The organism is Vicinamibacteria bacterium (assembly GCA_035620555.1).
GTDB lineage: Bacteria > Acidobacteriota > Vicinamibacteria > Marinacidobacterales > SMYC01 > DASPGQ01.
In genome coordinates this window covers 1-8,709 of the sequence record DASPGQ010000631.1, presented here as the reverse complement: position 1 = coordinate 8,709, position 8,709 = coordinate 1, and the positions used below count along the sequence as shown (strand labels likewise).

Here is an 8,709-nt window from a genome sequence, read left to right as displayed (position 1 = left end):
TCGTTCCAAAGACTCCTCCTGCTCGAGCCCCGCCACGCCGAGGCACACTACTACGTCGGCATGAGCCATCTGAAGCTGGGGAACCATCGCGAGGCAAGGGAGGCCTTCGAGCAGACCCTCCTCATCGACACCGATCACGTGGGCGCGAACTACAATCTCGGGCTCCTGCTGGCGCGGGAAGGTGAGCGCGACGAATCGGAAAAGAGGCTGGAGCGGTTCCGCGCTCTGGGAGAACGAAGAGATCGCCTCCAAGCGCTCGAGGAGCGTGTCCGCTGGGACCCGAGAAACGCGAAGTTCCATTTCGAGCTGGGCCAGGAGTACTCCCGGCAAAAGAGGACGAAAGAGGCCCTTCTGGCTTTTCAACGGGCGCTCGAGATCGAGCCGGATCTCGCAGCTGCAGAAGTCGGGATCGCGGACCTGCTGGCGAGCCGGGACCGCTAGCGTCGCACGTGATCGCAGCCTCGCTCTGGATGCTCCTGGGAGCGGTCAACAGCTCGGCCCGATTCGTGGACGTTAGCCAGGAGGCCGGAATTGCCTTCCAGCACCGAAACGGAGGTGGAGGCGACAAGCACCTCGTCGAGACGATGTCCGGCGGCGGCGGTTTTTGGGATTACGACGGTGACGGGGACCTCGACGTTTATCTGCTCAACGGGGCGCCTCTACCCGGATACCGGGGACCAGGCCGTTTGAGAAACGCGCTCTATCGAAACGAGGCGGGTAATTTCAGGGACGTGACCGAGGAAGCGGGGCTTTCGGGCTCGGGATACTCGATGGGTTGTGCCGCGGCGGACTACGACAACGACGGAGACGTCGACCTGTTCGTCTCCGGCTTTGGACCGAGCCACCTCTATCGGAACGAGGGTGACGGCACTTTTACCGATGTGACCCAACGCGCCGGAGTGGGCGCCGTCGCGTTCGCCGCGAGCACGGCTTTTTCAGACATCGAAGGCGACGGAGATCTGGACCTCTACGTGACGACCTATATCGAGTACCAAATCGAAAACCCGGTGTACTGCGGCGACCGGACGCTCGGAGTGAGAACCTACTGCCATCCGAACAACTACGTCGGGGCCGCTGACTTGCTCTATCGAAACGGGGGGGATGGCACGTTCTCTGACGTCTCGATGCAAACGGGGGTGGGCCTGAAACCAGGACGGGGACTCGGCGTGATCTTCACCGACGACGATGACGACGGCGATGCGGATATCTACGTGGCCAACGACACGATGATGAACCACTTCTTCCGGAATCTGGGCTCGGGCCGATTCGAAGAGATTGCTCTCGCCCTCGGATTGGGATTCGACGAGGACGGCCGTGCCGAGGGAAGCATGGGGGTCGATGTCGGTGACTTCGACCGCGACGGGCAGCTCGATATGTTCGTGACCAACTTCGAAAGCGAAGGCAACACGATCTACCGCAATTTGGGCGGTGGCAACTTCGTCGATGCAACCTACGCCGCGAAGCTCGCCCTCCCCAGCCTTTCCTGGGTCGGTTTCGGTACGGGTTTCTTTGACTTCGACAACGATACCGATCTCGATCTATTCGTTGCCAACGGTCACATCATGGACCACGGCCTTTCTGATGTGACGCGCTACGCTCAACCGAAGCAGATCTACGAGAACGAAGGAGGACTCTACCGCGACATCTCTCACGCCGCGGGCGAGCTTTTCCAGAGGGATCAAGTGGGCCGGGGAACCGCGTTCGGTGACTGGGACGACGACGGCGATCCCGACGTGCTGGTGATGAACAACAACGACGTGCCGAACCTGCTTCGCAACGACACCGAGAACGGCAATCACTGGATCCAGCTCCGACTGGTTGGCCGAGCCTCCAATCGAGACGGCGTCGGTACGAGGGTGCGGGTCGACGCCGGTGACAACGAGCAGATCGACGAGCTCCGTTGCGGTTACAGCTACTTGTCGATGCACGACTTGCGGATCCATTTCGGTCTGGGAATCGCCGATCGGATCGACCGGCTCGAAATTCGCTGGCCTTCGGGACTAGTACAGAGTTACTCCGATCTCACCGCCGACCGGATCGTCTTGTTGAAAGAGGGGCTCGAGGGGATCATGAGGTAAGACTTCACCGCTTCTCGAGTGCCGCGAGGCGCTCTTCCGCCTCGGCTCGTTTCTCCGGATCCGCGGAGCCTTGGCTCGAGAGGAATCGTCGATAGGCATCGGCCGCTTTGCTCGGCTGACCGGCGGTTTGATAGGCGAGGGCCAGGTTGAAGGTCGCCTCGGGCCATTCGGAACGAAGCGCGAGAGCCTTCTCGAACGCCTCCACGGCGCTCGTGGCCTTCCTGGCGCGGAGATATGTGTTCCCGAGGCTGAACCAAATGGAAGGCTCTCGGGGAGCGTCATCGGCCGCCTGCTTGAGCTGCGCGAGCGCGGCATCTACCTTTGCCTGCTGCAAATAGACGAGAGCGAGGTTCCGGCGAACTTCCGGGCTCGTTTCACCGAGCGAGAGGGCTCTCTCCAGCGTGCGCGCCGCGAGCGACAGCTCGCCGGCGCGTCCGTAAATTGGGCCAAGAAGTATGAGGGCGCGCGCGTTCTCCGGATCGAGCTGCAGCGCTTCCTCGAGATGGGCTCTCGCTTCTTCATACCTACCCAGGGCGAGAACCGCTTCGGCGAGCGTCGCCTTGGCTCTCGCGTTCGTCGCCTCGCCCAAAAGCTCGATGGCTTCCAGCGGGCGGCCCGTCTCGGTGAGGAGCCGGGCGAGTGCGAAGCGTGCCTCGTGAAACTGCGCATCGCGCGCCACGGACTCCCTGAAATCGCGCTCGGCGCCCTCCAAGTCTCCGAGTTTGTGCGCAACCGATCCACGACGCCAGTAGTCCTCGGTGCCTTCCGGGCGAAGCTCGATCGCTTTCGTGTACGCGCCCCGCGCATCCTCGAGCCGACCGCTCTGTTCCAGCGCTTCGCCTCTCAGGACCTGGAGCTCCCGATAACGAGGAAACTCCGTGAGAGCCTGATCGGTGAGTACCAGCGCTTCTTCGGTACGATTCAGGAGGAGAAGAGCCGAGATGAGATTTTCCCAGTCTTCGGTTTCGAACTCGGCGATTCGATAGAGCTTCTCGAGCTCGAGTACTGCTTCCTCCAATCGCCCTTGGTGGGCGAGCACGCCCGCAATGCGCTTCTGCGCCAGGATGTTCTCGGGCTCGAGCGCTAGGATCTCCCGCAAGCCTTCGATTTGCCTCTCGGCCGAGACGTCGGGAGCGAGCAGCTCCTGTATGCGGTCGAAGATCTCGACCCGATCCTTCGGATCCGGAAGACCGCCGCCTGGCTGTCTCTGTGGGGCCGAGGCGACGTAACCCAGGCTTTCGAGTTGCCGCTTTGTCTCTTCGTCCACTGGCGTTGCCGACGCCCGGCTTTCGGACTTTGCGATCCCATCGAGCTCCCGGCGAAGTCTTCTTCCCACCTCGGGCGGATTCTCGGTCCAGAGGTTGTTCGCCTCCTCAGGATCCGCCCCGAGATCGTAGAGCTCGGGGCGCGGAGCCTCGATGAACTTGAACCCGTCTCTTCGCAGGAACCGAAGCTCGCTCCAGTTGAACTGGTACAGTGTGCCGAATGTCTCGCCGTAGGCCGACAGATCCTCCGCGGTTCCCGGGCCCAACCGGTCCAGCAAGCTGACTCCGTCCAACTTTCCCCTGGGGGAAATGCCCGCCAGCTCCAGAATCGTGGGAGCGACGTCGATGGAACGGACCTGGCTTTCGACCCGGGCCCCGGCAGGCACTCCCGGGGCTTTCAGGATGAATGGTACCTTCATCGTCGAGTCATAAACGAAAAGCGTATGCGTCGACTCGCCATGGTCGCCGAGGCCTTCGCCGTGATCGCCGATCACGATTATCGCGGCTCTGTCGTCCATTGCATCAAACAGCGGGCCGAGAGAGGCATCGGTGTAGGCCACCTCGGCGTCGTAGGCGCGTCCGGGATAGCGCTCGGCGTAGGCCGCCGGCGCATTGTGCGGCAAGTGAGGGTCGTAAACGTGGACCCAGACGAAGAGCGGATCGCGCTCGTGCGCTTCGATGAAGTCCAGGGCGCGCGCGACGACTTCCTCGGCGCGGCGCTCGGCGAATTGCATCGGGGCGTTCGTGTTCTCGTTGGGGAACTCGTCGTCGTAGACGTCGAAGCCCTGTTCGAGACCGAAGAGCCGATCGAGCACGAAGGCGCCGACGAAAGCTCCGGTCGCATAGCCCCGGTCCTTCAGAGTCTCGGCGACCGTTTCCACGTCGTCGGATAGGCGAAAGATTCCGTTGAAACGGATGCCATGAGAGCTCGGGTAAAGGCCGCTCAGGATCGAAGCGTGGGCGGGAAGCGTAATGGGTGCGGAGGTGATCGCCTGGGTGAAGATGGCGCCGGAGCGAGCCAGCCGGTCGAGATTCGGCGTCTCGACGTCGGATCCCATAAAGCCCATCCGATCGGGGCGAATCGTGTCGATGGTGACGAGCACGATGCGTTGGACGGGCTCTCGGCGCGGACCACAACCGGCGAGTAGCGATATCACCGCAGCGGTGATTGCAAGGCGAGATGCTGGCACGGAGCTAGTTTAGGATTCTGGCCTGTCGCTTTCCAGCGCGCAGCGGCAGGCGGAAGGGGAGGAGCGAGACGAAAAAGGAGCCGAAGCGGGCATAGCTCGCTTCGGCTCCTATCTTCCGAACTTAGAACTGGAACCGAAGGCCGATCTTCAGCGTGCGACCTCCGATCCACTCGATGATATTCCGGTAGTCGGAACCGGTGTTCAGGATGAAGTTCGTCTCCGCGTTGGAGTTGAGCAAGTTGTAGACGTCCGCCATCACACTGGCCGTGTACTTGCCCCCGAAGTTGAACGCCTTGTCGACCCGGATGTCGAGGATGCCCACGTTTTCCGAGCGGTTGTTCTCGATGTTCTCGAGGAAGACGTCGACGTTCCCGACCTCGGGGAGATTCAGGTTGGCGATGGGCGCCCAGGGAAAGCCGCTCTGGAAGCGGAAAGTCCCGGCGAGACCGAGACCGTGCCCGGCCTCATACCGCGTTCCAACCTTGAATCCGTAGTACGTGCTGTCCTGAAGGATGCCCACGTCCCGGTTGTACTCGGGATCCCACCGGTAAATGATGGGGTCGGCCACCAGCGGGCTCGTGGATACCGCCCCGGGCGAGCGCAGCTCGCGCCGCCACTGGTAATCGAAGTTCGCGTTCAAGAAGAAGTTCTGGCTGAAGCGCCGGTTGAGTGCGAACTGGATCGTGTCGTAGTCGCCGTCCGCGTCCGGGGCCTGGGCGATTCTGAGATCGTCGACGGGAGCACCCGGTGGAAGGGTCCGCAGGTGAAGAGTCGTCCCTTCGAAGCCCGGCGGGCAGTCGGGGCAAGGAATGTCGATGTTCTGCGTGAGCTTCTCCGTCGTCCGGGCGAGATTCACCGCGTAATAGTACGGAGCCTGCATGTGGACCCAGCTGTCCCGGATCTGCTTTCGCACGTACGAGAAACGAACCCCGGTATCCGCCCGGATCTCGTGCTCGACCGAGAACGAGAACTCATCCACGTACATGTTCTTCAAATCCGGATCGATCACCTGGCCGGCGGCGCCGCCGCCTCCGCCTACGAACTCACCGAGCTCCTGCTGGCCGTCGTAAATCCCGTTTCCGTTCGGATCGAGAAACTGGTACGTCAGGAACGAGTTTCCCACCGGATTGATTCCGGAGCTCATCGTCGTGGCGTTGGAGTAGTACCGGCCGTAATACGCCTTCAGAACGCTCTTCCCCCGTCCGGTGAGGTCGATGGTCCCGCCGACGCGGGGAGCGAAGGTGTTGAAATCCACGGCCGTCTCGCTCGTGACCGTGAAGGGGTCGAAGAACTCGGTCAGGAGCGGCTCCGCGGAATCGTCCAGGTAATACATGTGCTGGCGCCCGTAGCGCACGCCGAGGGTCAGCGTCAACCGATTGTTCGGGGACCAGACGTCCTGGAAATAGAGATCGGTGTGGGCGTTCCGGTCGTCGGGCGAAGTGGGCGTGTTGTAGAAGCGGATCTGGTTCACCCTTCCGAGCTGGCCGCTAGCGCAGGGGCTGCAGGGTCCGAGCGCGCTCGAATCCCGGTACCAGATGGCGCCCGAGTTGGTGTTGGCACCGAAGCGGTAGCTGTCGATCACGTACTCATACCCGAACTTGAAGTCGTGGCTTCCGCCGGCCGATGGGACGTAGTAGTTGAACTGGCCCGTGCTCTGCGGCTTCCAGCGCTGAGAGTTGAACGGCTGCCAACCGGCACCTCGTCTCTGGTTCGTGGTCGTGTCGATGCGGGGGGGATTGCTTGACGGGTCCACCGCCGGCGTCATGGGCCAGATCAGCCCGAAGTGGCCAACGAGGATATTGCTGAACAGGCGATCGGACCAAACTCTTTGCCACTCCGCCTTGTGGATGTAGCTCCAGCTGTCCTGGGCGAGGATGGATTCCGCGGGAATGGTCGAGGAGAGCGAGCGATAGGGTTTCTCCTTGCGGCTCCAGTGGCTGAATCCGATGAACTGGTCTTTCTGGGAGATCTGCCAGTTGATCTTCGCGGTGTATTCGTTGAAGAGGCCGATGTCGGTCGCGATGGAGGGGTCCCGACCAGAGATGATCTTATCGATCTTGAAGTAGTTATAGGCTCCATAGAACCAGAATTTGTCCCTCACCACCGGTCCACCGAGGTCGGTGTGGAACTCATGAAAACCCCTCACCGGAGCCGAGCTCCCGGCGCGGTCCGTGAGCGCCTGGTCGATGTTGTCGGTTACCATGCCCTCGGTCTCGAAATCGAAGTGCGTGAGGCTCGAGAAGTCGTTGCCTCCGCTCTTCCACGTCGCCACCACGTGAGAGCCGGGGCTCGACATCTCCACGTCGGCCCCTTGGGCGCTCACCCGGTACTCGTCGATGGCGTAGAAGTCATAGTATCCACCCGTCCAGCCGCCGCCTTCGGTGTTGTTGACGCCTTCGTTGCGGATGATGTTCTGGCCGATGATTCCGAAGCTGTCGTAGTTGAGTTGCTGGCTCTTGTGGGAGCCTCCGACATCGTACGACGACATTTTGATGCCCGGCGTCTGCCCGAGCACGGCCCACATGTCGGTGGCGCTGGGAACGTCCTGGAGCTCTTTGGTGTCGAACGTCGCCGAGACGCCCGTTTGCTTCACGTCGACGACAGGAGACTCGCCGGTGACGGTGATGGTCTCCGCCACCGTCGCGATCTGAAGGTTCGCATCGATGGTGAATGTCACACCGCTCGCGACGACGATTCCCTCACGCCGGAACGACTGGAACCCCGAGAGCTCGAACGTGAGCTCGTACGAGCCCGGGGGCAATGCGAGAAAGCGGTAGCTTCCGTCGACGTCCGTGGTCGCGGTGCGCTGGCCCATGACGCCCGCCCCCGTCAGCGTGACGGTGGCGCCGGGAAGCACGAGCCCTTGCGCATCTCTGACCACTCCCTGAAGCCGGCCCGTTCCCGCTTGAGGAAAGGCGAGCGCGGCTGCAAGGAGGACCCCTACGGTGAAATAGGAGATTTCACGCCTCATTTGGACAAGCCTCCTTCAAAAGGAACTACGAGAATGCACAGATCCGACGCGAAGTCAAATGTGCAATGGGTATGCCAGCGTTCTCGAGGCGAGCGTTCAAAACAAAATCATTGTTTTGTTGGAGTTAATGAACTCCGACATAGATAGATCGCAAGTAGTATTCAGATTCTTGTATCGTCACTACGGCCGATTGGAGAATCTCTTCATGCGTTCCTCGGCTTCGGCGCGCCGCCGCGACGACGGGATCGCTGAGGCTCGGCGCCATGAGCTGAGCGTCGTGGTATCCTTCGGCTCGAGCAGGGTGATGAAAAACTCAGCGCACCCTGCGCGAGCGGAGCGAGCCCGGCGCGCCTGCCGCGCCGTAAGCAGCCCGAGCCGTGACGGCTCGATCGATTACGGATCCCGCCACGGCATTGAGTACTCTGGAGAAATCGTGCGGCGCGCATTTCGGTTACTGGTTTTGAGCCTGGCTGCCGCAAACTATCCCGCTGTCGCATTCGCCGAGGGCCAGAAAGATCTCCCCGAAGCGGATCGTGCATGGCTCGAAGAGGAAGTTGTCTACATCATCACTGAAGTCGAGCGGGAAGCATTTCTGTCATTGCAGACAGAGGCCGAGCGTCAGGCATTCGTCGAAGCGTTCTGGCGAAAGCGAGACCCGAACCCGAGCACGCCCGAGAACGAGTACAAGACGGAACACTACGAGAAGCTCGCCTATGTAAACGAGTTCTTCGGTCGCGATACGTTCCGACGAGGCTGGCAGACCGACCGGGGACGTTACTACATTCTCCTCGGCAAGCCGAACACCCGGCGTCCTCTCGAGGCGAGCGATGCCATCTACCCGTCGGAGCTCTGGTTCTACAACGACCCAAAGCTCAAGTACGTCGGGCTCCCTCCCTTTTTCCACCTGCTCTTCTTCCGGCGGCAGGGCCTGGGCGAGTTCGAGCTCTACAGTCCTCTTTCGGACGGGCCAAGGGCGTTGCTCACGGGCTTTCAGTCGCCCGTGAGCGACTTTCGAGACGACGTCGAACAAGCCTACAACAAGCTCATGGCCATCGACGCCGAGCTGGCCCAGGCCTCCCTCTCCTTTCGCACCGACGAGGGTGATCAGGCGCAGTTCCAGAACCCCGCCTTCGGGACGCTCGAGCTTCTCGACGACATCGCCAACGTTCCCTTTTTCCAGCTCGACACCAGCTATACCGAAAGAC

General features: G+C 61.6%; 5 protein-coding genes. 3 read left to right on the top strand and 2 right to left on the bottom strand.

The genetic code is table 11. The annotated features are described in order from the left end of the window. Together VEK15_25750 and VEK15_25745 are read left to right on the top strand one after the other, a co-directional pair. Positions 1–441 (top strand): tetratricopeptide repeat protein (locus tag VEK15_25750; GenBank protein HXV64130.1); only part of this gene is annotated, 441 nt, incomplete at its 5' end. Between the two features lie 8 nt (positions 442–449). Continuing rightward, positions 450–2,078, top strand: coding sequence for a CRTAC1 family protein (locus VEK15_25745; GenBank protein HXV64129.1), 1,629 nt, complete (start codon positions 450–452; stop codon positions 2,076–2,078). 4 nt (positions 2,079–2,082) lie between these two features. Here VEK15_25745 and VEK15_25740 read toward each other — a convergent pair whose 3' ends face one another. Both VEK15_25740 and VEK15_25735 read right to left on the bottom strand, forming a co-directional pair. After that, positions 2,083–4,533, bottom strand: coding sequence for a sulfatase-like hydrolase/transferase (locus tag VEK15_25740; protein HXV64128.1), 2,451 nt, complete (start codon positions 4,531–4,533; stop codon positions 2,083–2,085). Between the two features lie 121 nt (positions 4,534–4,654). Further along, entirely contained in the window at positions 4,655–7,504 is a 2,850-nt protein-coding gene (locus tag VEK15_25735; protein HXV64127.1) for a carboxypeptidase regulatory-like domain-containing protein, read from the bottom strand. A gap of 433 nt (positions 7,505–7,937) precedes the next feature. On the opposite strand from VEK15_25735, the gene VEK15_25730 reads away from it, so the two are divergent. Continuing rightward, positions 7,938–8,709 (top strand): GWxTD domain-containing protein (locus VEK15_25730; protein HXV64126.1); only part of this gene is annotated, 772 nt, incomplete at its 3' end.

Excerpts from the sequence above, each read along its gene's own strand:
- VEK15_25735 (HXV64127.1), bottom strand. The coding sequence starts at position 7,504 with ATGAGGCGTGAAATCTCCTATTTCACCGTAGGGGTCCTCCTTGCAGCC.